The 22,587-nt window shown below is 39.3% G+C and carries 19 protein-coding genes and 1 other RNA gene; 11 read left to right on the top strand and 9 right to left on the bottom strand.

The genetic code is table 11. From position 1 onward, the window contains the following. Positions 1–70: 70 nt before the first annotated feature. The 3 genes from JWQ34_RS11535 to JWQ34_RS11525 all read right to left on the bottom strand — a co-directional run bounded on the left by JWQ34_RS11535 (position 71) and on the right by JWQ34_RS11525 (position 5,151). A complete protein-coding gene (locus JWQ34_RS11535) occupies positions 71–2,851 on the bottom strand; it encodes a PKD domain-containing protein (protein WP_299357418.1) in 2,781 nt (926 codons plus the stop codon). Positions 2,852–3,081: 230 nt separating this feature from the next. Further along, positions 3,082–3,717 carry an MgtC/SapB family protein gene (locus JWQ34_RS11530; protein ID WP_299357417.1) on the bottom strand — a complete coding sequence of 212 codons (636 nt, stop codon included), beginning with the start codon at positions 3,715–3,717 and terminating at the stop codon, positions 3,082–3,084. A gap of 30 nt (positions 3,718–3,747) precedes the next feature. Continuing rightward, complete coding sequence (locus tag JWQ34_RS11525) at positions 3,748–5,151, bottom strand: FAD-linked oxidase C-terminal domain-containing protein (RefSeq protein WP_299357416.1); 1,404 nt, start codon at positions 5,149–5,151, stop codon at positions 3,748–3,750. Between the two features lie 108 nt (positions 5,152–5,259). On the opposite strand from JWQ34_RS11525, the gene JWQ34_RS11520 reads away from it, so the two are divergent. Further along, on the top strand, positions 5,260–6,471 hold the full coding sequence (locus JWQ34_RS11520; RefSeq protein ID WP_299357415.1) for a glycosyltransferase family 4 protein: 1,212 nt from the start codon (positions 5,260–5,262) through the stop codon (positions 6,469–6,471). Here the strand turns inward: JWQ34_RS11520 and folB are convergent. After that, positions 6,459–6,815, bottom strand: a complete 357-nt coding sequence (gene folB / locus JWQ34_RS11515; protein WP_299357414.1) for a dihydroneopterin aldolase — start codon at positions 6,813–6,815, stop codon at positions 6,459–6,461. The genes JWQ34_RS11520 and folB overlap by 13 nt on opposite strands. Before the next feature lie 102 nt (positions 6,816–6,917). Between folB and JWQ34_RS11510 the strand changes: the two genes are divergently transcribed. After that, positions 6,918–8,099 carry an acyl-CoA dehydrogenase family protein gene (locus JWQ34_RS11510; protein ID WP_299357413.1) on the top strand — a complete coding sequence of 394 codons (1,182 nt, stop codon included), beginning with the start codon at positions 6,918–6,920 and terminating at the stop codon, positions 8,097–8,099. A 79-nt stretch (positions 8,100–8,178) separates the two neighbouring features. After that, positions 8,179–10,257, top strand: coding sequence for a tetratricopeptide repeat-containing sensor histidine kinase (locus JWQ34_RS11505; protein WP_299357412.1), 2,079 nt, complete (start codon positions 8,179–8,181; stop codon positions 10,255–10,257). A 9-nt stretch (positions 10,258–10,266) separates the two neighbouring features. On the opposite strand, the gene JWQ34_RS11500 is transcribed toward JWQ34_RS11505, so the two are convergent. Next, a complete protein-coding gene (locus JWQ34_RS11500) occupies positions 10,267–11,619 on the bottom strand; it encodes a GH1 family beta-glucosidase (protein ID WP_299357411.1) in 1,353 nt (450 codons plus the stop codon). 295 nt (positions 11,620–11,914) lie between these two features. Between JWQ34_RS11500 and JWQ34_RS11495 the strand changes: the two genes are divergently transcribed. From JWQ34_RS11495 to rnpB, 8 genes are all read left to right on the top strand, one after another. Beyond that, on the top strand, positions 11,915–12,211 hold the full coding sequence (locus JWQ34_RS11495; RefSeq protein ID WP_299357410.1) for a hypothetical protein: 297 nt from the start codon (positions 11,915–11,917) through the stop codon (positions 12,209–12,211). Continuing rightward, positions 12,198–12,440: an isoprenylcysteine carboxylmethyltransferase family protein gene (locus JWQ34_RS11490; RefSeq protein ID WP_299357409.1), complete on the top strand. Its 243-nt coding sequence runs from the start codon at positions 12,198–12,200 to the stop codon at positions 12,438–12,440. The genes JWQ34_RS11495 and JWQ34_RS11490 overlap by 14 nt, the downstream gene beginning before the upstream one ends. A 60-nt stretch (positions 12,441–12,500) precedes the next feature. Next, positions 12,501–12,956, top strand: a complete 456-nt coding sequence (locus tag JWQ34_RS11485) for a DinB family protein (RefSeq protein ID WP_299357408.1) — start codon at positions 12,501–12,503, stop codon at positions 12,954–12,956. A gap of 70 nt (positions 12,957–13,026) precedes the next feature. Then, complete coding sequence (locus tag JWQ34_RS11480) at positions 13,027–13,434, top strand: hypothetical protein (protein WP_299357407.1); 408 nt, start codon at positions 13,027–13,029, stop codon at positions 13,432–13,434. Then, on the top strand, positions 13,434–14,087 hold the full coding sequence (locus JWQ34_RS11475; protein WP_299357406.1) for an SCO family protein: 654 nt from the start codon (positions 13,434–13,436) through the stop codon (positions 14,085–14,087). The genes JWQ34_RS11480 and JWQ34_RS11475 overlap by 1 nt, the downstream gene beginning before the upstream one ends. Next, positions 14,084–14,503 (top strand): cytochrome c, encoded by a 420-nt coding sequence (locus JWQ34_RS11470; protein WP_299357405.1) that lies wholly within the window; start codon positions 14,084–14,086, stop codon positions 14,501–14,503. Before JWQ34_RS11475 ends, JWQ34_RS11470 begins: the two co-directional genes overlap by 4 nt. 12 nt (positions 14,504–14,515) lie before the next feature. Then, the gene (locus JWQ34_RS11465; protein WP_299357404.1) at positions 14,516–14,968 is read left to right on the top strand and encodes a hypothetical protein; all 453 of its coding nucleotides are present in this window, start codon (positions 14,516–14,518) and stop codon (positions 14,966–14,968) included. 36 nt (positions 14,969–15,004) lie between these two features. Next, positions 15,005–15,386, top strand: an RNA gene (gene rnpB / locus JWQ34_RS11460) — RNase P RNA component class A. Positions 15,387–15,535: 149 nt separating this feature from the next. Here rnpB and JWQ34_RS11455 read toward each other — a convergent pair. The 4 genes from JWQ34_RS11455 to JWQ34_RS11440 all read right to left on the bottom strand — a co-directional run bounded on the left by JWQ34_RS11455 (position 15,536) and on the right by JWQ34_RS11440 (position 22,239). Then, the gene (locus JWQ34_RS11455; RefSeq protein WP_299357403.1) at positions 15,536–16,069 is read right to left on the bottom strand and encodes a hypothetical protein; all 534 of its coding nucleotides are present in this window, start codon (positions 16,067–16,069) and stop codon (positions 15,536–15,538) included. A gap of 426 nt (positions 16,070–16,495) precedes the next feature. Then, the gene (locus JWQ34_RS11450) at positions 16,496–19,672 is read right to left on the bottom strand and encodes a multidrug efflux RND transporter permease subunit (RefSeq protein WP_299357402.1); all 3,177 of its coding nucleotides are present in this window, start codon (positions 19,670–19,672) and stop codon (positions 16,496–16,498) included. 27 nt (positions 19,673–19,699) lie between these two features. Continuing rightward, on the bottom strand, positions 19,700–20,839 hold the full coding sequence (locus JWQ34_RS11445) for an efflux RND transporter periplasmic adaptor subunit (RefSeq protein WP_299357401.1): 1,140 nt from the start codon (positions 20,837–20,839) through the stop codon (positions 19,700–19,702). 71 nt (positions 20,840–20,910) lie between these two features. Continuing rightward, positions 20,911–22,239, bottom strand: a complete 1,329-nt coding sequence (locus JWQ34_RS11440) for a TolC family protein (protein WP_299357400.1) — start codon at positions 22,237–22,239, stop codon at positions 20,911–20,913. Between the last annotated feature and the right edge of the window lie 348 nt (positions 22,240–22,587).

Below are 22,587 nucleotides of genomic sequence, written 5' to 3'. Positions count from 1 at the left end.
TAATATCGGTTAAAGTTAAGTATGTTAATTATGGGTAGCCGGGTTCATTTATTTGGGTCCAGCTTTATTTTTACCTGATTATTGTAACATAGCCGGATATTGATTTTCGCCCGTGTTTTGGATTGATAACATAATAGTAAACCCCTATAGGCATATTGCCCCCGTTAAATCGCCCGTCCCACGCTGTTGTGTAACCTGTTGACGTATATATTTTTTGGCCGTTACGATTAAATATATCCACTGTGCAATCGGTATAGGTATCCAGGTATTTAATTATCCAAAGGTCATTAATACCATCGCCGTTTGGCGTAAACGCATTAGGTATAACAGGTGGCTGCAATGCTGTAACCGTAACCATATCACTTACAGAGCAGCCAAAACTATTGGTAACAGTTAGTGTATAGGTAGTATTTATCATTGGTGTAACAACCGGGTCGGGAATGGTACTATTACTCAACCCGGTAGCAGGCGACCATGAATAAGTAATATTGCTGCCAGTGGCAGTTGCATGCAGCATAGTTGTATTTCCTGCCAATATAGCTACATCGTCACCGGCATTTACAGTAGGTATAGGCTTAACATTAATAACACGTGTTAGTGTATCGGCACAAGCTGCCCCGTTCGCAGTAAAAATACATTTTACAGTTACATCGCCAATACCCGCCATGGCCGGATCAAATTTACCCAAAGCACTCACTCCCGGGCCCGAATAAACAGCCGCCCCGGCAATGCCCGTACTCTCTGTAGCATTAAACTGGATAGGGCCATTATTGAGGCATACAGAGTCTGGCGGAGTAAAAGTCAACACTGGTGTTGCAAGTATGGTGATAGTTGTATCAAGAGGGACTGATGGGCATCTGCCGCCCGAATAAGCTACCATACGTACCGTATAGTTTTTTGATGCCTGGGGGAAAGTAACCGCAGGATATTTATGCGGGTATAACTTGCCTGCATAAGTATTATTATCGGTTAGCTGTACAGTGGTATCGCTGCTATCAAAATACCATTTTATTTTGGTGATCTTTCCGGGTGTGGTGTACGAATGATTAACAAAAAAAACCTCCCGATTACTACACAAATAATTGGAATTTAACACATTATAAGCAGCCGTTGGGTTTGACCCATTTACCATAAACGATTTGGTTCTGGTAACCTGGCAACCATTTACTGATGTAACCGTAAGCGTAATCAGGTAGTTCTGCGCAACAATAAACCGGTGCACGGGGTTTTGTTGAGTTGATGTATTAGGATTGCCGGCATTTGAATTAGCATCACCAAAATTCCATAAATAAGTAAGGCTAGTACCGTTGGCTACAGTAGTGCTGTCTGTAAATTTAGAATAGTCTTCTGTACATGTTGGAGGTATGCCAAAGTTAACTATTGGTAAAGGGTTTATTATAACTGTTTTGGTTAAGGTTGATATACACCCTTTATCGGTAGTAATTAAAAGTTTTACCGGGTAACTACCTGATTTGGCAAAAGTATGCTGAAAAGGCAAATTATCGGGCCTGGTTTCTTTTATACTATCGCCATAGTCCCATTCGCGCGAAGTAATATTACCTTCTACCGGGACCGATGCATCTGTAAAAGTTACGGCCTTTGTTTCACAATCGGGTGTAGAATAACTAAACGATGTATTAACCTGCGAAATAATATGAATAATTTTAGTGGCGGTAGTTGATGATATGCAGCCGCTATTATTGGTCACTGTTAATTTTACCGTATAATTTCCCCCGTTTGCATAAAGGTGAGATGGTTTTTTTTTAACAGATGTTTGCCCATCGCCAAAACTCCATAGCCATGAAGCAACGGCTGACCCCTGCGCGATAGATTGATCTTTAAATACGACAGAATCACTCTGACAAGTAGTATCAGCCACCGAAAATACGGGTACAGGTAAAGGCAATACGGTTATATTTAACTGATTTGATGACACAACACAGCTGGAAGTGTTAATATTGCCCGCATCGCTTTTAACTACACGATAAGAGTATGAGCCGGCAACAGTTGGCGATAAAAAACTAAATGACGAAGCCGTGCCCGCCGGCCCCTGATCTACCCAGACACCATTTATATTGGCCTGGAACTTTTGCGCATAATTAGGATCAAGCGGCGTTATAGTTTTAATAGTTATAGGTTGCGGTGAAGCCAAGCAAAAAATCGTATTTGCCTGTTCAAACTGCGCAGTTACCTGCGAGCCATACGGGCTAAACGTTATATCATCAATAGCAATATCATTACCGCCGCCCCCCGGCGCGTTGTTAGTCATTTTTAAAACGATGGTTTGCGCGGTTGCTGGTGTGGTAAATGTAAATGGAAATTGCTTCCAGGTACTATCTGCCTGGATATTCCCGGTAGCACCGACACCCAACACCGTACCATCCAATGCTTCGATCGAAAAATTTACGTTAGGTAAAATACCTTTACCTTTTAAAATATTTTTTATATATGCAGAAAACTGGTAGGTAGTACTACCACATAAGCCACTAACATTGCGGGTATAAAAAAGCCCCGGGGCAAAACTGGCATTGACTATCATCATATACCCATTATCGCCAGTATGGTCTGTTGTAAAAACCCATCCCCGATTTAAACCAGCTGTACTTTTAAAGATACTATAATCACCATCATTGGGTGATATGCTTCCACTATATCTATACGTTGTTGTGCCCGAATCAGCAGCCAGCGGCGGCCCATAACTAGAACTTCCGGACCCAAATGTGATGTGAACAATAGGATCGCCCAAACTTTGGGCATGGCTCTTATAGCTAAAAAACAAAAACGCAAGGCCGATGAAAACAACCTTGCAAATGTTTTTATAGATAGGTATTCCGATAAAATATGGTAGCATACTTTCCCCCGGCACGTAATAATTGGTATTAGGTAAATATATTACAAATACGGCAAATACTCAAATAGTTAATAAGGCTGGGTTAGCTTAAAAGTTTTGATCTCTTTAGATCATGAATAATAATAATCCAATGATCAGCATTATAGGACTAAGCTATATTATCTTTTTTTTAAGGCAATATTTAATATTTCTAAGACAATAGTAAAACAGCAGACATACGTATTACCCAATTAAAATGACCTTATCTGCGACATTACCAGCAGCTTTTCATCTAATTGAGCAATATGTTCCAAATTGCCGGTTACTAAGATTGTGGCTTGCAAATACTCTCCTATTTTATTGATCTGCCTACGCCTTGATTTAAGTTGATGTTTTTTAATTATCTCTTCAACCAAAAGCAGGTTTTCATAATTAGTATCAGCAAAAACAATTATAAATAGCTTGTCGTGATGCACTTTGTCAATGTACCTTTCTAATAAAGAAAAAAGCAGCAATATTAATAAAGTACTGATAGTTGTTATTAACGCCAGCGGATAATCGCCGGCCCCGGCAGCCATACCTATAGCTGCTGCAACCCATATAACAGCCGCTGTTGTAAGGCCGCTTACGCCAATGTTATCTTTAAAAACCACACCGGCACCAATAAAGCCAATGCCGGTAATAACATTAATATTAACGCCTAAACCTGCTTTCTGCGCTACCATGGTAAACAATGCCGACCCTAACGTGATCAATATTATGGTACGGAAACCTGCTGTTTTGTTTTTATACTGGCGCTCCATACCCAGTAAACCACCACAAAAAATAGCAAAACCTAGTTTTAATAGCTCTTCATCAGTTATTTGAAATTGTAAGGGCAACTGCATATTAATGAGTGAATTATTGAATAATGAATATTATTTATCAAATATTTTTCCGGGATTTAATATATAATTTTTATCGAACACCTTTTTTATTCCGCGCCATAACTCAAAGTGTATAGGCGAGTATTTAATGTCCATAAACTCTTTCTGCACTAAGCCAATACCATGCTCACCGGATAATGTGCCACCTAAAGATACCGTTAGCTCAAATATTTCGCGGATGCCATCTTTTAATTTGGTGTTCCAGTCATCATCGCTCATGTTGGCCTTTAGAATGTTAACGTGTAGATTACCATCACCGGCATGGCCATAACAAACCGACTCAAAGCCATATTTGGCACCCGTAGCTTTAATGCCTTTTATTAATTGGGGTAGCGCGGCGCGCGGCACAACCGTATCTTCTTCTTTATAAACCGAGTTTGATTTGACTGATACACCCATAGTGCGCCTTATGTGCCATAATTCTTCCTTCTGAGTTGCCGTTTCTGCAAATAACACATTGGTACAGCCAAATTCTTCCAATACCGTATTTATCTTTTCGCAATCAGTAAACATTATGTCCTGGTTGTTGCCGTCTACTTCTATCAATAAAAAGGCAGCGTCATTTTCTTTCAGGTCAAAAACGATACCGTCCTTTTCTATCACCCACTCTACTCCCTTGCGTTCCATAAACTCTAATGCTGATGGAATAATCCCTGCCCTAAAAATAGCCGAAACCGCCGAGCAAGCTTCATCGTTCGAGTTAAACGAAGCCATCATCAAAGCATCAACCGTTGGTGCCGGTATAAGCTTAACCACAATTTTGGTGACTATACCCAATGTACCTTCTGACCCAATAATGAGTTGCGTTAAATTATAACCAGATGAATATTTTAAAGTATTAGCACCGGTCCATATAACCTCGCCGGATGGCAAAACCAACTCTAAATTCAATATATACTCACGTATTGTACCATACTTTACCACCCTTGGCCCACCAGAGCCATGCGATACATTGCCACCGATAAAACAACTACCCTTACTTGCCGGGTCAATAGGATATAACAATCCCTTCGCGGCAATCTGGTTCATAAACTCCTCGGTAATAACACCCGGTTCTACTGTAGCCTGTAGGTTTTGTTCGTCAATATTTAATATTTTATTAAAGCGTTCCATGGCGATGACTAATCCACCCATAATAGGTAACGCGCCGCCGCTCAAGCCCGTACCCGCCCCGCGTGGTGTTACAGGTATTAAATGCTCATTGCAAAGCTTTAATAATGCAGCGACCTCATCTGTCGATTTTGGTTTGGCCACAACTTCCGGATAATAACGCAGGTCCTCGGTTTCATCATGGCTATATTTTTCTATTTCGGCCTGCGCGGTTATAACAGCGTCATCACCAATTAATTGCTTAATAGCGTTTAATAGTTCTTCTGTTATTTTATTATAAATCATAAAAATGTTAAAAATCAAAACTAGGCATAATGCACTATAAATTAATTTTTATACGTATAATTAACTCGTAATATTTTAATACTTACGCTTCTTTTTCAAACTGGTTAAATGAAAAATTTATTGCTATCTGTTTTTGCCTGCGATCCGTCAATGGGATCAGAAGATGGTAATGGCTGGAACTGGGCATTAGGTTTAGCCGATAAAGGCTATCATGTACATTGTTTAACCAGGAGCGTAAACCAGGCCGGTATTGAAAGTTTCCCCGCATCAAAAAATGTAACCTTTCATTATATTTTTATGCCAATGGGTACAGAAAAATTGTTCCATGCGCCCGGCCCGGCTATTTATATGTATTACATGCTATGGCAATGGCTGGCTTACAAAAAAGCAAAGATGCTCCATGAAAATTTAAAATTCGACCTTGCACACCATGCCACCTGGGGCAGCTTACAAATGGGATCATTTTTATATAAACTGAATATCCCATTTATTTTTGGCCCTGCCGGTGGCGGACAAAAGGCACCCGAAGCTTTTAAAAGCTACTTTAAAGGCTATTGGGCATCAGAAATTAAACGGGATAAGGTTAGTAACATACTAGTTAAATACAACCCCGCCTGCAAGGATATGTTAAAAAAAGCACATGCTGTACTGGTATCTAACCAGGATACCATGGATATGGCCAAATCTGTAGGCGCAAAAAACTGCCATATATCATTTGATACAGCTCTACCTGATAACTTTTACCCGAAAACGCTTAAAATCAAATCACCACAACCTGACAAATTAAAACTATTATGGGTTGGCCGTTTTATGCCGCGTAAAGGGGTTTTATTGGTATTAGAGGTAATGCAGCGGCTAAAAGACTATCCCGGCATAACATTAACCGTAGTCGGTCACGGCGAAATGCAGCAGGAAATAGAGGACTGTATTAAAGAATACGGTTTAGAAAATACCGTACGCCTAACCGGTAAAGTACCTTATGAACAAGTGCGCGGTTATTATGAGTCGCATGATGTATTCTTTTTTACCTCGCTGCGCGATTCGAATGGTGTGCAGGTAATGGAAGCAATGGCTTTTGGCATGCCGCTTATTACCCTTAACCTGCATGGGCAAGCGGCAATGGTAAGTGATGATAACGGTATACGCTGCAGTGTTGAGTCGCCCGCTATTGCCATTAGCGAACTAAAAGAAGCCGTACTAAGCTTATATAACAACCCTACTAAAGTTAGCAACATGAGTATCGAAGCCGCCAGATTTGCCAACAAGCAAAAATGGCCCGAAAAAATTGAGTCGACAGTAAATAACTACTACCCTTTTTGATAATTTAATGTAACGCTCGAGTATTTGGTTTTTGCCCCAACCAATGGGTTTAGCTTTTTAATACTCACTTTTATCAGGTCAACAAAAGTGTATTGCTTTTTTATCTCGTTGATAATTGCTTCGGCTACAGTTTCAATCAGCTTTTTGGGTAGCTTCATTTCTTCGCAGGCAATATCATAAAGCTGCTCATAGTTTACAGTATTAGACAGATCATCCTCACTTATATTGCCTGCCGGAGTAAATTCAACCTCCATATCAACAATAAAACAATTTCCTAATTTCTGTTCTTCGGGGTAAAAGCCGTGATAGGCAAAAAACTCCGCACCATGTAGGGCTACAATCATAGCTCAAAAATAACATTTTAGTTAAATAGTAAAGAGTTGATCTGCTAAATGGTTGGGCAAACCATGCAATCGTCTATATTTGTTACTACAAAGAATTACCTCATGGCAAAAACTGATCTTTTCGAATCGCCGGATTATTATCAACTGGATGAATTACTTACCGATGAACATAAACTGATACGTAAAAGCGTGCGCGATTGGGTAAAAAAAGAAGTTAGCCCCATTATTGAAGGTTATGCCCAACGAGCTGAGTTCCCGAAACAACTTTTGAAAGGATTGGCAGAGATTGGTGCTTTTGGCCCTACTATCCCCGTCCAATATGGTGGTTTGGGCTTAGACTATATGGCTTACGGACTGATCATGCAAGAAATTGAGCGGGGCGATTCTGGGATACGCTCAACCGCTTCAGTACAGGGATCATTGGTGATGTATCCTATTTATGCTTATGGGTCCGAAGATCAGAAAATGAAATACTTGCCCAAATTAGCAACGGGCGAATTAATGGGCTGCTTTGGCCTGACCGAGCCGGACCATGGCTCTGACCCAGGCGGCATGACCACTAACTTTAAAGATGCCGGCGACCATTATGTATTAAACGGCGCAAAAATGTGGATATCAAACGCGCCATTTGCTAATATAGCTATTGTTTGGGCCAAAAATCAACAAGGGAAAATACAAGGGCTAATTGTTGAACGAGGTATGAAAGGTTTCTCAACTCCTGAAACACATAACAAATGGTCGCTACGTGCATCGGCTACCGGCGAGTTGGTATTTGATAACGTTAAAGTGCCTAAAGAAAATCTGCTGCCCAATGTTACCGGCTTAAAAGGGCCACTTGGCTGCCTTAACCAGGCGCGCTATGGCATTGCCTGGGGCGCAATTGGTGCTGCTATGGATTGTTACGATACAGCCTTGCGTTATGCTAAAGAGCGTAAGCAATTTGGCAAGCCTATTGCCGCGTTCCAGCTTCAACAAAAAAAACTGGCCGAAATGATAACCGAAATAACAAAAGCACAACTACTGGTTTGGCGCCTCGCCACTTTAAAAAATGAAAACAAGGCAACACCTGCCCAAATATCAATGGCTAAGCGTAACAGTGTTGAAACTGCCATAAATATAGCCCGCGAAGCCAGGCAAATATTAGGCGGAATGGGCATAACTGGTGAGTACCCCATAATGCGTCATATGATGAACCTTGAATCGGTAATTACGTATGAGGGTACGCATGATATTCATCTGCTGATAACAGGGCTAGATATAACCGGTGAAGAGGCTTTTAAGTAATAAACAATATAAACCTATGCCAATAGCTATTATATGCCCATGAGTATTATATTTGTTGATAACCTATAACTAGTAAAAATTGATTTGCCAGGAAAACTATTCAGTTGCTAAATATTTTCGCCGCTATGTGTGGTTTGGTTTAGTGCTGCTGATTTTTTCTTGTCAACAACAAAACACAGAGCGGCTAGGCAATTCTGACGAGTTTAAACGAATACTAAAACATGTTGATACCCTTTTCGGGACCAACCGTGTTAAAGAAGCAATACATGTGCTGGATTCGGCCGCAAAGCATTCAAATAATCTTACGCTTTTAGACAGGTATCAAATATATGGGTATCGTTATTTCTATTACAAAAAAAACATTGGTGATAGTAAAAAAGCTCTCCTGTATGCTGATACCATGCTTATGATTGCCAAGCAAAGCATTAAGACCAAACAGTATACAGCCTTATACATAGATGCAAATTTTGCCTTGGGCGATGCAAACTTTGCCTTACAGCAATATAGTGAAGCCTACCAGCATTTGTTTCAGGGGTATTTGATCGGAAGAAATAGTTTAAACCAGGTTGCCCTTTCAGACTACATGTACCGCATGGGTATGATAACCTATAAAATGGGCAATTATAAACTAGCTAAAGACTACTTTAAAAAAAGCTATAACTATTACACCATTACACCCAGCGAGTTTGTAATTTTTTATCATTCACAGGAGTTGCTGGATAATATTGCCTTAAGCTATAAACACAGCAATCAACCCGATAGCGCCATTATATATTTTGACAGATCTTTAAAATTTATCAACAAATACGGACCGCAGTTTAAAGACAGGCTCAAGATGATTGAAATAGCCCGGGGGGTTGTTTATGGTAATAAAGCCGAAATATTAGTTATGCAAGGCAAATACCTGCAAGCTATTGAAATGCTAAAAAAGAGTATACAAATAAACCTGCAAAAAGATCATGATAACAATGACGCCGCGTTAAGTGAGATAAAGCTGGCTAAGCTTTATTATGATCGTAACCGGGATGATGAGTTATTTAGCCTGTTAAACGCGATAAGCATACAACAAACCAGTCTAAAAAACCCGGATGTTGAAGCAGATTGGAACCAGTTAATGAGCAACTATTATCTTCGTAAAAAAGATCTGCCTAAAGCATTAAGCTACATGCAGACGTACAATACGGTTAAAGATTCGAATATTAAAAAACTGAATCTGCTAAAAGAAAGCGACATCAACAAACAGCTGGAGAACTACGAAAAACAACAGCAAATAGACCAATTAAGCGGCAATAATAAAATACAACGCATTTGGTTATACGTAATATTTTTTGCCGCTATAATGGCTCTTATGATTATCTTTTTGGTGTACAGAAACTGGCGGAGATCTAAAAAAGACATACAGATAGTTAATCTGCTTAACCAGCAAATTAATAAGCAAAACAGCGAATTGGAACATGCGCTTAATGAGCTTAAACTAAGCAGCCAGGAAAAGGACCGAATATTACGCACCGTAGCGCACGATTTGCGCAACCCCATAGGTGGTATAGCGTCCTTAACATCAATAATGGCTAATGATGAGTACACAGAAGAACAAAAAGAATTAATAAACCTGGTTAAAGAAACATCCTACAACTCGCTCGAATTGATCAATGAGATTTTAGAAGCAACAAATATATCCTCGCTTGAATTAGCCTTTGAACCTGTAGAGATCAATTCGCTGGTGAATAACAGTGTTGAACTGTTGCGTTTTAAAGCATCAGAGAAGGGGCAGAAAATATTTTATGAACCTTTAAGCAGCCCATTACACTTGTTAATGAGCCGCGAAAAAATTTGGCGGGTAATAAGTAACCTCATTAGCAATGCCATTAAATTTAGCCCAACAGGCGCGCCAATTTTTGTTAAGGTTATTAAGGAAACCGACCAGGTAATTGTTTCGGTGCTGGATAATGGTATTGGTATCCCCGAAAAATTAAAGGATCAGGTGTTCAATATGTTTACTACCGCGCAAAGGCCGGGTACAGTGGGCGAAAAATCGTTTGGGCTGGGTTTATCTATCTGCAAGCAGATCATGGAAAAATCGCACGGTAAAATATGGTTTGATAGCAGTAACCATGGCACCATATTTTATATAAGCTTGCCAATAAATACGGGTATATAACCGGCCAAGCTACCTCAGCAGCTCAGCGTACCACTGCCCTGATGATTTTACTATGCGTTGCTGGGTTTCAAAATCAACATATATAATTCCAAAACGCGGGTGATAGCCTTCGGCCCATTCAAAATTATCGGTTAGCGTCCATATAAAATAACCGTCTACTTTAAAGCCTTCGTTTTTGGCTCTTAATACCTGTTGCAAGTATTGCCTTAGGTATTCAACACGTTTAGGGTCATCAACTTTATTATCTGTAACCTCATCTTTAAAAGCAGCGCCGCTTTCGGTTAGGTATATTTTTTTTATCTGCGGATACTGATTATACTTTTTAAGTATATGGTAAATAGACGCCGGGTAAACCTCCCACCCCATTGTGGTTATAGATACTTTGCGTTTTTCGGCCTTAACCAAAGTTGCGTGTATATACGGCGTAAAAAACGAATGTTGCACAATTTCGCGAGTGTAATTTTGAATTCCTATAAAGTCAAAATCAAACTTTAAGTTATCCACATCGCCGGGTAAAATGTATTTATCCATGCCTTTCAGTACGGTAAGTTCCGTGGGGTATCCTAACCCTAAAATCGGCTCTATAAATAAACGATTAAGCAGTGCATCAACTCGTGTGGCGGCAGCTACATCCTTTGGTTTATCAGAATATGGCTCAATGTACGAGCATGAAAAGGTAGTCCCAATTTCTGCTTCAGGCAAAATTTTACGTAATATTTTTGCCCCTGCTGCCATACATAAAGCAGCATGATGAATAGCAGGTAAAAAGTTTTTCATTCCCTTTTTTCCGGGAGCATGAATACCTAAAAAATAGCCTGCGCCTGTAAATACAGACGGCTCATTCATTACCATCCAATGTTTTACCCTATCGCCAAATGCGTTGGCGCAGATGGTAACATATTCGATAAACCAATTTACAACCGCCCGGTTTGTCCAACCGCCTTGTAACTCTAACTCATGCGGCAGGTCCCAATGATATAGCGTCAGCCAGGGCTGTATTCCTAACTCCAGGCAATAATTAATAATACGGTTATAATAATCAATACCGGCCTGGTTAATTACTCCTGTCCCGCCAGGTAAAATACGTGACCACGATATAGAGAACCTAAAGTTTGGGATATTAAGCTGTTTGATCAGATCGATATCGGTTTGATAGCGATTATAAAAGTCAGTGGCAGTACGATGGTGATGGCCGTTTAATATCTTGCCTTTTTTGGCTGTAAAAACGTCCCAGATAGACGCGCCTTTACCATCGGCATCATGTGCACCTTCAATTTGCACTGCCGCGGTTGATACTCCCCAGATAAAGTCTTCACCGAAAAGTTGTTTGTTAAACGGAATATCCTGAATATCAGATTTCATTAAAATGAGCTACACAATGCCCAAATTGTATATTATAATTGTATAAAAGAAACGTTAGTAAAAATAAAATTAATGAATAAAAGAAGATCTGATGCTTTTTAAGATCATCCACTCACGTAAGCTGTTGAATAAATTGACGATGAATTTCATAACAGTTTGTTTTATTGTTCAATACTAAGGTACGTTGGGCATATATGTTTATGATGTTGTTAATATTATGTTATTGTTAACGTTTACAGTAACACCCAAGCGCAAATAATGTTTATTTTAGAGGGATATTTTTAATAAAAATACCATGCACCTGTCTTACTACACTATTGCAGAAGTTTTTGGCCTGTCAGAAATTATATTATTGCTGGTAAAAAGATCGAAAAAAGGCGGGATAAAAAATCAATCCGACAAACGGTCGCTCATCCTATTATGGATAGTCATAACCGGCAGCATAATCATAGGCGGTATTTTTGCCGAAAACGGTGTCTGGCGCTTCCCCTATGTCATTACGGTAATGAATATTGGTGTCGGCGTTGCCATCGTTGGTTTCATTATACGCTGGATAGCCCATTTTACAATTAGGCAAAATGTTTACGGTTGATGTGGCGATAGTCGACTCGCATACACTAAAAACAACAGGCTTGTATAAAACAGTAAGGCATCCCAGTTATTTAGGGTTAATACTGATTATTTGCAGTATCGCGTTATGCCAGGGTAGTATACTATCCTGTATAATCATTATCATCTCCACATTTTTGGCGCTGACTTACCGTATTGCTGTTGAAGAAAAAGCCTTAATAACTGAGTTTGGTGATCAGCACGAACAATAATAAAAAAAAACTGCGCGTTTGATTCCCGGAATATATTAGCTACTACAAAATTCATTTACCATGAAAGACCATTTTATTCAACTATTTAAATACGACAAATACGCTAATCAACAAATACTGGAAGTTATCAGAACAGCTAACAATCCTGAAAAACCGGTGCAATTAATGGCTCACCTGTTGGCAGCCCAACAAAGATGGTTGAGTCGTTGTAAAGAAGAATCGGTTGCTGATAATGACCTGTTTCCAACAAAAGAAACAACACCATTTGAAGAATTAATAAACTATTATTACAAGGAATGGCTTAGCTTTTTAAGCGCCCTCAATCCTGCTGATTTCGACAAGATCCTAACTTATAAAAACACCGCCGGTACCGAATATTCAAACAAACTGGTTGATATTTTAACCCAGGTAATTAACCATGGTACACACCATAGGGCGCAAATTGGGCAGCAATTAAAGCTTGCCGGGATTGAAAAGCTACCGACTATTGATTATATTTTTTATCTCCGCAATTAATTACCGGCGATGTTGACAATAAGATCCGTATTAATGTAATTTTGGGGCCGATACAGATCACACAATAATTATGAAGAAGATATACCTGTTTGCATTTGCAATACTGGCGTTAAACGCTTGTAAAGACTCTAAGGCTGATGAAAAAGCCATTTTAAATAATGTTATTAAAATACATGATAAAGTAATGGGGGTTGATGAACAGCTGATGCAAAATAAAATGAAACTGGATACCCTTTTGTTGGAGGCTAAAAACAATGAGGCTAAAGAAAAAATTACATACTTACGCTCAAAACTAATTAAAGCCGATAGCGCTATGGAAAACTGGATGCAAAAGTTTGACCCTGAACAAAAAGGGAAAACGCATGAGGAAATAATAAAATACCTGTCGGCACAAAAAGAACAGGTTATAGCTGTCGACTCGTTGCTTGCCGGCGCCGTTAAAGAATCGACCGAATATTTAAAACCATTTAAAAAGTAATGATGAAGAAATTAATTGCAGCAATTGTTATCATCCTTACTTATAGCGCGTGTAAATTTAACGCCGGGCAAACTGCCTTGCCTATTTATGGCAACCGCACCCCGGTAACTAAAACTATCGATGGCAAAACCGTAACAGATACCGTTTACCAAACCATCCCCGGTTTTAAAACGGTTAACCAATATGGCGATAGCATCACCAACAAAAGTTTAGACGGTAATATTTATGTGGCCGATTTTTTCTTTACCACCTGCCCATCCATCTGCCCGATAATGCACCGTAATATGCTGAATGTGTATGATGCATTTAAAGCAGAAAAAGATATTAAGATCATATCCTACTCTATCGACCCCAAACACGATAGCGTAGCTATATTAAAGAAATATGCTGATAAACTGGGCGTTACAGGCAATACCTGGTGGTTGTTGCAGGGTAAGAAAGAAGATATTTATAAACTATCAGAAAGTTACCTGGTAACCAAACCACAAGAAGATGCCAAACAGTTATTTATACACGATGGCTATTTTATTTTGGTTGATAAGCAAAAACGCATCCGCGGCACCTATGACGGCACCCTGCCAGAACAGGTTACCAAGCTGATAGTGGATATTAAAACACTAAAAGCAGAGCCCGACCAAATCAACGGTAAATGAAATTAAAAGTAATATCGGGCATAGGCTTGTTGATGGCCATATTGCTTTACTCCTGCCAGAGCGATGACCAGATAATTCTTGCCAGGTATTATTCTATTGGCAGTATTATCTATCAAAACAAATGTCAAAATTGTCATGGTAAGGATGGGCAGGGTTTATCAGCTCTAATGCCTGCACTTACCGACTCCGTTTACCTAATAGCCAATAAAGCCATACTACCCTGCATCGTTAAATACGGACTAAAAGGCAAGCTCCTAATCATCAACAAAAAACCATTCGAAGGCGATATGCCTGCAATGGACATGTCCCCTATTGAAATAGCCGAGGTTCTGACATATATAACCAATTCTTTCGGTAATAAAATGGGGATTGTTACGGCGCAAATGATTGATGATGATTTGACAAAATGTAAATAAAAACCTTATCAAATGAGTTGGTTAAGCAGATTTCTAATACATAAACAATTTGATATTAATTGTTCTATTGAAACAGCTAATAATAAATTATCGTTAAGTCCGGATTATGACTTTTCTATATCAAAAACTGATAGTTATAGATATAAATTTCTGTCTGATTATTCAGTAGGAACATTGAGTGGAGCAGAGTTTTTTGTGGATGGGATAAAGATATATGGTTCATTTACTTCTATTAATGAATCTAAGGTTAATGTCGTTCTTTCAACCAGAACGAGAATAGAATTAAAACTTATTGGCTTTTTTTGGTTTGTATTTATTCTATATGAAGCATTCGGTAATGTCAATGTCCCTTTATGGACAAATTTCATATTTCCGGTAGTTTTGATTTGGTTTTGGTTGGTATATCGATTCCAAGAAAATAGATTACTATCAGATCTAGAAGATTATTTACGCAGTTTTAATTAAACCAACATTGCTTCGTGACTAAATACCTACCTTTACGCTGCAAAACGTTCTATCGCTGCTTTGGCCTACGGCTAAAGCGGAGGAAAGTCCGGGCAACATAGAGCATCCTGCTTCCTAACGGGAAGGCGCCCGCATCGGGCGACAGCAAGTGCCACAGAAAATAAACCGCCTGCAAAGGTAAGGGTGAAAACGTGAGGTAAGAGCTCACGGCTTTTCCGGGCGATCGGGATCGCGGTAAACCTCAGGAGTTGAAAAACCAAATAGGTCACGAAAGTGGGGCGGCTCGCTCCCTGCCTTGAGTAATCAGGGCCGTCGTGATGGGTAGGTTGTTTAAGCCTGTCAGCAATGACAGGACCAGATTAATGATAGAAATTGCCATTCGGCAATACAGAACCCGGCTTACAGATTTGCTGCTGATTAAAAAACACCTCTTCCTAACGGGAGGGGTGTTTTTGGTGTATGTCAATGGTTAAATCCACCAACCTTAATAAATATTTATTCAAAAACCCTTTCAGGGGTTAAAGCAAATATCCCCCACATTTGGTGGGGGATATTTGCTTATTGTAATTACAATTCAAATCCATAAGCTAAACGTAAGCCTACTAAGCCGTAGCTATTGCTTTGGCCAGAGAAGTCTTCGTAACGTACACCGACATCCCATTTACTGTTAGCCCAACCTAAACCCGGAGCTAAGATCAACTTAGTGTTTTTAGAACCTTTTGTTTCAAAACCTGCACCAGCTTCTGCTGAAAAATATACATTGTTAGAAAAGAAAGCTTTCAAACCAACTTTTACCGGTACTAAGCCATAGCTTGGGCCATTAATTGTAGCAGTACCTACTGTATAATCTTTTCCGAAGAAATTATAATAACCTGATGTAAGGGTTAAAGCAAAATGGTCGCTAGTTCCGTATTGTAAACGTCCGGTACCGCCTAATTCAAAATTTGAGGTCGTGTGTGCATTTCCTGTTGGTGCACCTGCTTCTAGTCCTATACCAAAACGCAATTTACTAGATGGAGTAGTTTGCGCGTTTACATTTGTTCCGATTAATAGTGCCACACCCGTTAATGCTGCAGCTGCTAATTTTGTTAACTTTTTCATTGTTGTGATTCTCTTTAGTAAATAAGTAAATAGATAAATTATTATAACTGCACTTAAACAAATACTTTGCCAGTATGCCGGTTTTTTAATTATTTAACATTTAAAGAGGAAGGTTTATACAGAAAAACTAACGTAGTTATTAACAATTGTTAGTTGCTTAAAGGCTGATAATGAGTTGCAATAGTTTAATAATTCATATCTGCATCTATATTAAAATAATGTTAAAATATAGGGGCGATTTAAGTTTTAAACTTGTTTTACCATTAAACCCAGGTGACTTTTTATGCCTTGAATAATCTAACAAATACCGGTAAACTGTACCAATATCTATACAAAAACATTACCATCGCAATAAAAAAGTGGTATAGTAAACAAAAAACGCTCTTGATAATACCAAGAGCGTTTTTTGTTTTTATGGAATAAATATTAATGCAGTACTTCCGGATCTTCTTTGTAGTTTTTCTGCAATTCGGCCAGTTTCTCTTTCCCGTAAGCAAAGCGTGTAATCAGAAAAAACAGCACCGGCACTATAAATATAGCCAGTGATGTCGCGGCAAGCATACCGCCAAATACGGTAAATCCCAATGTTTTACGAGCCTCGGCACCCGCACCCGATGCAAATAGCAATGGCGCGACACCCAATATAAAGGCAAGCGATGTCATGATGATAGGCCGTAAACGCAGCTTAACAGCTTCTAATGTGGCTTTCTCTAATTCCATACCCGCATCTACCCGTTCTTTGGCAAACTCTACTATCAGGATGGCATTTTTGGCCGCCAAACCAATGAGTGTTATTAAACCTATTTGCGCGTAAATATTATCAGCTAACGATTTATTAAACGAGAGGAACAATATGGCCCCGAATGCACCCAATGGTACGGCTAACAAAACCGAGAACGGCACCGACCAGCTCTCATACAATGCGGCCAGGAATAAAAACACAAAGCAAATAGATAAAGCAAAAATGTAAACAGTTTTAGAGCCGGATAATTTTTCCTCGCGACTTAAACCCGAAAACTCATAGCCAAAACCTTGTGGCAGATTTTGTGCGGCAACTTCTTCTAACGCATTTAAGGCATCACCACTACTATATCCTTCGGCCGGGCTGCCACCTACTTCGGCAGATCTGAATAGATTATAATGTGATATCAACGGTGCATTCTCTATCATTTTGTACGAGGTTATGGTACTTAACGGTACCATCCCTCCTGCCGAATTACGCACAAAGTACTGCCCCAAATTATCCATATTGGTACGGTAATTGGTATCAGCTTGCGCCAGTACCCTAAAATTACGACCATAAATGGTAAAGTCATTTATATAAGCACTCCCCATATAGGTTTGCAGGGCATTATTAACATCTGACAATTGTACGCCAAGTCGCTTAGCTTTTTCACGGTCAATAGTCAACTGATAAGCCGGTGTTTTGGCGGTAAAGAAAGAATATGGCCCTTGCTTGCCCTTGCCTATCTCTGGCCGTTTGGCTAATGCGGCAATGAAGTTATTTAGTACGGCTTCAAAGTTTTTTATATCACCTCCAGCTTGTTTTTCTTCTAACATAAAAGAAAAACCGGCCGTGCTACCCAAGCCAGGTATTGCCGGCGGAGTTATAACTTTTACGTTGGCTTCTTTAAAAATAGCTAGTTTTTTATCCAGTTTATCTTTTAATTGTAATGATGTTAATTTACGTTCATCCCATTTTTTTAGCTGTACAAATATGGTAGCGCTGTTTGATTTGGAGGCAAAGCTAACCACGTTTAATCCCCCCAAGGCAGCGTAATGAGCTACTTCGGGTATCTTATTAAGCGTATCCATCATGGTATGTAACAAGGCTACTGTGCGCTCGGTTGATGAACCTTCGGGCAGATCATAAGTAATATAAATACGGCCTTCGTCTTCAATTGGTATAAAACCGGTAGGTTTTTTTTTAAAGAGCAGGATAGTGCCCATAACAATACAGACCAGTACGATAATAACAAATTTGGAATTTTTTATCCCTAGATGAACTCCATTATGGTATTTACCTGTGACACGCTCAAACCAGCTATTAAATTTAAAGAAGAATTTATCAAGCCCTTTAGATTTTTTATCCAGCTTATGGGGTTTAAGTAATAGCGTACATAAAGCCGGTGTTAATGATAAAGCCACAAATGCCGAGATCAATACAGATATAGCTATAGTTATTGCAAACTGCTGGTATAACCTACCCACAATACCCGGTATAAAACCTACCGGCACAAACACCGCGGCCAATATTAACGCGATGGCAATTACCGGTGCCGATATATCACGCATGGCGTGTAAAGTCGCATCAGCCGGCGACATACCTTTCTCGTCCATATAATGCTGTACGGCTTCTACTACCACAATGGCATCATCAACCACAATACCAATTGCCAGCACAAAGCCAAACAGCGTAAGTGTGTTAATAGTAAAGTGCAGAGGTATAAAGAATATAAACGTTCCTATAATAGATACCGGAATAGCCAATACCGGGATTAATGTTGTACGCCAGCTTTGCAGGAATAAAAACACCACGATAATAACCAGTATCAATGCGATAACTAATGTTTGAATAACCTCATGTATGGATACCTTTACTACAGTAACAGCCTCAAACGGTACCACATAGTCAATACCTGCCGGAAAAGATTTTTTCAACTCAGTCATCGTAGCATATACAGCATCAGCAGTTTCAACCGCGTTGCTATTTGGAGCCTGGTAAACTAAAAGATATGATGACCGTTTACCATCAACAAATGAGTTACCGGCATAGTTAAACTTACCTAACTCAATACGGGCAACATCTTTTAAATGCACCACCGCGCCTGTACCGGGCTGTGTACGAACAATCACATTACCAAACTCTTCCGGCTTGGCTAAACGGCCCTTTACCAATACAGAGTATTCAAAGGTTTGTCCATGCTGTTGGGGGGTGGCACCTACGGTACCAGCGGCAACTTGCGCGTTCTGCTCATTAAGCGCGGCAGTTACATCGGCGGGGGTCATACCTAATGCAGCCAACTTATCCGGCTTTAGCCAAATACGCATACTAAAATCATCCGCACGTGATACCACGTCACCAACACCCTTGGCACGTAATAAGGCATCCTTTATAAATACGTTGGCATAGTTATCTAAAAAGGTAACGTTATGAACCCCGGTTGGCGAATAGATTGCCACCAGCATTAATATACTCGGATTTTTTTTGCGGACTGTAAGGCCCAAACGCTGCACCTCTTGCGGCAGTGTTGGTGTAGCAATACCAACACGGTTTTGTACATCAAGCGCGGCTATGTTAATATCGGTACCTACTTCAAAATTGGCGGTCATGCTTAATGCACCGTTATTAGTACTATTACTTTGCAGGTAAGTCATACCCGGTGTGCCGTTAACCTGGCTTTCAATTGGGGTGGCTACGGTTTGCTCAACCGTAAGCGCATCCGCGCCTGTGTAGTTACCTGTTATTGTAACTGTTGGCGGGGTAATTTCGGGGTATTGCCCAATTGGTAAACTGGTTATAGCCAAAATACCAACTATCACAATTACTATCGAAATAACAATTGCGGTAACGGGTCTTTTTATAAAGGTCTCTGCGATCATCTAAAAATGTATTTAAAGTACCCGTAATTATTTTTTTGCAGGCATCGGTGCCGCACCTGTTGTAACCATGCCACTATCGCGCAAACGTTGAAAACCGTCTGTAATAATCATATCACCTGGTTTAATACCCAACATTATTACTACCTTATCATTTAAGCGAGGCCCCAGGGTTACTTTACGTTGCAAGGCAATGGTATCCTTTTTAGCGGCCATAGTAGTATCCTTGGTTACAAATACAAAAAACTCGCCCATTTGCTCGGTAACAGCTCTGTATGGTATAATTACCCGGTCGCCCGATTTATTATTCAATACCCTAAGTACACCACTCATGCCATCCTTTAATAAGGCTTGCTGATTAGGGAATTGTACCCTAACTCTAATTGAGCCGGTTTGGTTGTTAACCCCCCTGTCGATAGCTAAAATTTTACCTGGTTCGTTGTAGATTGTAACCCCATCAGATAGCTGCAATCTAAATGTAGAATCAGTATTGTTTTTTTGGAGATCATAAAAACGGTTAATGTCCTGCTCATTAATTACCACATCAACACCTATTGGGTTTTCGCTTGATACTGTATTTAATAAGGTAGTTCCAGCACTAATCTGCGAACCTAATCTAACTTGCGATATACCAATACGACCGGTAACCGGCGCTGTAATGGTAGCGTAAGAAAGATCTGTTTTGGCAGATGCGACAGCTGCCTTAGCAACCGCCACCTGGCCCCTGCTTGTTTCATAAACAGCAGTCGCCTGGTCAACTGTTTGGCGTGCAACCGCGTCGTTTTTTAATAACATATTGTATCGGTCAACATCTTTTTGAGCTTTAGTTAAATTAGCATTGGCATTGGCTAAATTAGCTTGCGCTTGCACCAGGGCATCTTGAAACTTGCGCCTGTCAATTTCATAAAGCGGTTTACCTTTGGTAACAACATCGCCCTCTTTAAAAAATATACCGGTTATAAAACCAGATACCTGACTGCGCAGCTCCACATTATTTAATGATACTACCGTTGCCTGGTATTGATCGTAATAAACCGCATCGCCGGTTTTAGCTTCGGTAATATTTACGGGTGTCGGCGGTGGGGCAACTTGCTTTGTTGCATCGTCTTTACATGATGCCCATGCTAACATTGCCATTGGAGCTAACCAAAAAATGGATTTTTTTTTCATTATAGGAGGTAATTGTTGTTGTTCGTTATATCATAACTGCCAGGGGATACAGTAGTTATCTAGTAATATTTTTATTCGACGCTAAGCATACCTAATGCTTTTTTCAGATCAATCTTGCTTGATAGTAACTGAAAAAGCGAATTATAATAATTCAACTCGGATGTCCGCAGATCTGATTGCGCAATAATAACATCAAGATAAGTTTTAACACCTTCACGGTATTGCAGACTTACTACGTTGTAAACATCTTTTGCAAGGTCGACATTTTGTTTAAGCGTTTGCCAGTTAGTGTAATTGCTTTTATAGCCGGCCATCGCTTGTATATATTCCGTGTTAATCGTGTTTTGCGAATTAACAATATCCAAATCCGTACGCTGCACCTGTAACCTGGCTTTGCTTAAATTCTGCAAACGCCTTGTCCCCTGAAAAATAGGTAACGATAATGACAGACCCGCGTAAGCGCTGGGGAAAGCCTTACTGTAAAGATCAGAAAAGCGACTGTTTAAATAAACTAAATTATAATTGCCAATGGCTGATATTGATGGTAAGAAACCCCAGCGATAATAATCTACATTAATGTTTTTAAGGTTTTTTTGTGTTTGTAGTAACTGATACTCTATGCGGTTATTTATATTTAATGTTTGATTAGTATCTATGTAAGCTTCCTTTTCGTAACTGGTCGAATCATATGACAATATAATATCGTATTTAGGATTAACGCCCATTATCTGCTTTAAATAAGCCAGCTTGCTGTTAATGGTTTCGGCGGTTTGCTTGCGGGTGGCTAATTCATTATTAAGGGCAATCGTAGCTTGTTTATAATCTATTTTATCAACAACACCAGCCTGATAGCGGTTGTAAGCATCCTTTAAACTTCTTTGTAAACGTACTATATCCTCATTAATAATATTTAATTGTTTTTGCGATAACAGCACATCAAAAAAAGCTTTACTCACATCAGATACTACGTTGATCTGGCTGCTTTGTTCATTTTGCTTATAATATAACCGGGAGTAATTAGCTGTTTTTGACGCTAACAATACATCATTATTATAGATAACCTGGCTGGCTTGTAAGCCTAAGCTTGAATACTCATCGATGCCGGATACAATTCCGGGTGTGGTAGAAGCTACCGGGCTACCCTTAAAATAATGATTGTAACTTGCTGATGAATTTAATTGCGGCAACCATCCTGATAAACCAATACGTATGTCGCGTTCATTGATCTGCTCATCGATCGAAGCCTGTCTTACCACAGGTTGATTGCGTAAAGCAAAAAGTATACTTTGTTTTAATGTTATAATATTCGGTATGGTATCGGTAACAGTTTGAGCAAAAATAGGGGTAGTATTTAAAATTAATGCAAAATTAATTATCAACAATAATTGTAATTTTTTCATGTGATAGAATGATCGGTAGATCTGATAAACAAAAAATAAAGGCAATAAATTGAGCCTTTGTTTAGTTTTAATAATTAGGAAATGCGAATATGAGGTATTTAAATTTAAATAGAAATGATGCACAATATTTTTACGTAAATACTACAAAATACCTATGAATAATCATGTTTTTACAACTTTTTTGAAAAAAAGGAAAAATATAGGCACTAAATAAACAAAAAATTTAATTAATTTGCCGAGTGGGAAGATCATTACGTTTTGAGAAGAAAACGGAATGTTAAAAAAAATTACATACTAAATATAGGTTATAAACTTATTCATGGTATTTTTACAAAAAATTTAAGCAGG

The organism is Mucilaginibacter sp. (assembly GCF_028288185.1).
Lineage (GTDB): Bacteria > Bacteroidota > Bacteroidia > Sphingobacteriales > Sphingobacteriaceae > Mucilaginibacter.
The sequence above is the reverse complement of the archived record's forward strand: the minus strand, read 5'-3'. Positions and strand labels throughout refer to the sequence as shown.

Excerpts from the sequence above, each read along its gene's own strand:
- JWQ34_RS11465 (WP_299357404.1), top strand. The coding sequence starts at position 14,516 with ATGAGTTGGTTAAGCAGATTTCTAATACATAAACAATTTGATATTAAT.
- JWQ34_RS11445 (WP_299357401.1), bottom strand. The coding sequence starts at position 20,839 with ATGAAAAAAAAATCCATTTTTTGGTTAGCTCCAATGGCAATGTTAGCA.
- JWQ34_RS11510 (WP_299357413.1), top strand. The coding sequence starts at position 6,918 with ATGGCAAAAACTGATCTTTTCGAATCGCCGGATTATTATCAACTGGAT.
- JWQ34_RS11500 (WP_299357411.1), bottom strand. The coding sequence starts at position 11,619 with ATGAAATCTGATATTCAGGATATTCCGTTTAACAAACAACTTTTCGGT.
- JWQ34_RS11485 (WP_299357408.1), top strand. The coding sequence starts at position 12,501 with ATGAAAGACCATTTTATTCAACTATTTAAATACGACAAATACGCTAAT.
- JWQ34_RS11450 (WP_299357402.1), bottom strand. The coding sequence starts at position 19,672 with ATGATCGCAGAGACCTTTATAAAAAGACCCGTTACCGCAATTGTTATT.
- JWQ34_RS11475 (WP_299357406.1), top strand. The coding sequence starts at position 13,434 with ATGATGAAGAAATTAATTGCAGCAATTGTTATCATCCTTACTTATAGC.
- folB (WP_299357414.1), bottom strand. The coding sequence starts at position 6,815 with ATGATTGTAGCCCTACATGGTGCGGAGTTTTTTGCCTATCACGGCTTT.
- JWQ34_RS11530 (WP_299357417.1), bottom strand. The coding sequence starts at position 3,717 with ATGCAGTTGCCCTTACAATTTCAAATAACTGATGAAGAGCTATTAAAA.
- JWQ34_RS11480 (WP_299357407.1), top strand. The coding sequence starts at position 13,027 with ATGAAGAAGATATACCTGTTTGCATTTGCAATACTGGCGTTAAACGCT.
- JWQ34_RS11490 (WP_299357409.1), top strand. The coding sequence starts at position 12,198 with ATGTTTACGGTTGATGTGGCGATAGTCGACTCGCATACACTAAAAACA.
- JWQ34_RS11535 (WP_299357418.1), bottom strand. The coding sequence starts at position 2,851 with ATGCTACCATATTTTATCGGAATACCTATCTATAAAAACATTTGCAAG.
- JWQ34_RS11495 (WP_299357410.1), top strand. The coding sequence starts at position 11,915 with ATGCACCTGTCTTACTACACTATTGCAGAAGTTTTTGGCCTGTCAGAA.
- JWQ34_RS11455 (WP_299357403.1), bottom strand. The coding sequence starts at position 16,069 with ATGAAAAAGTTAACAAAATTAGCAGCTGCAGCATTAACGGGTGTGGCA.
- JWQ34_RS11440 (WP_299357400.1), bottom strand. The coding sequence starts at position 22,239 with ATGAAAAAATTACAATTATTGTTGATAATTAATTTTGCATTAATTTTA.
- JWQ34_RS11470 (WP_299357405.1), top strand. The coding sequence starts at position 14,084 with ATGAAATTAAAAGTAATATCGGGCATAGGCTTGTTGATGGCCATATTG.
- JWQ34_RS11525 (WP_299357416.1), bottom strand. The coding sequence starts at position 5,151 with ATGATTTATAATAAAATAACAGAAGAACTATTAAACGCTATTAAGCAA.
- JWQ34_RS11520 (WP_299357415.1), top strand. The coding sequence starts at position 5,260 with ATGAAAAATTTATTGCTATCTGTTTTTGCCTGCGATCCGTCAATGGGA.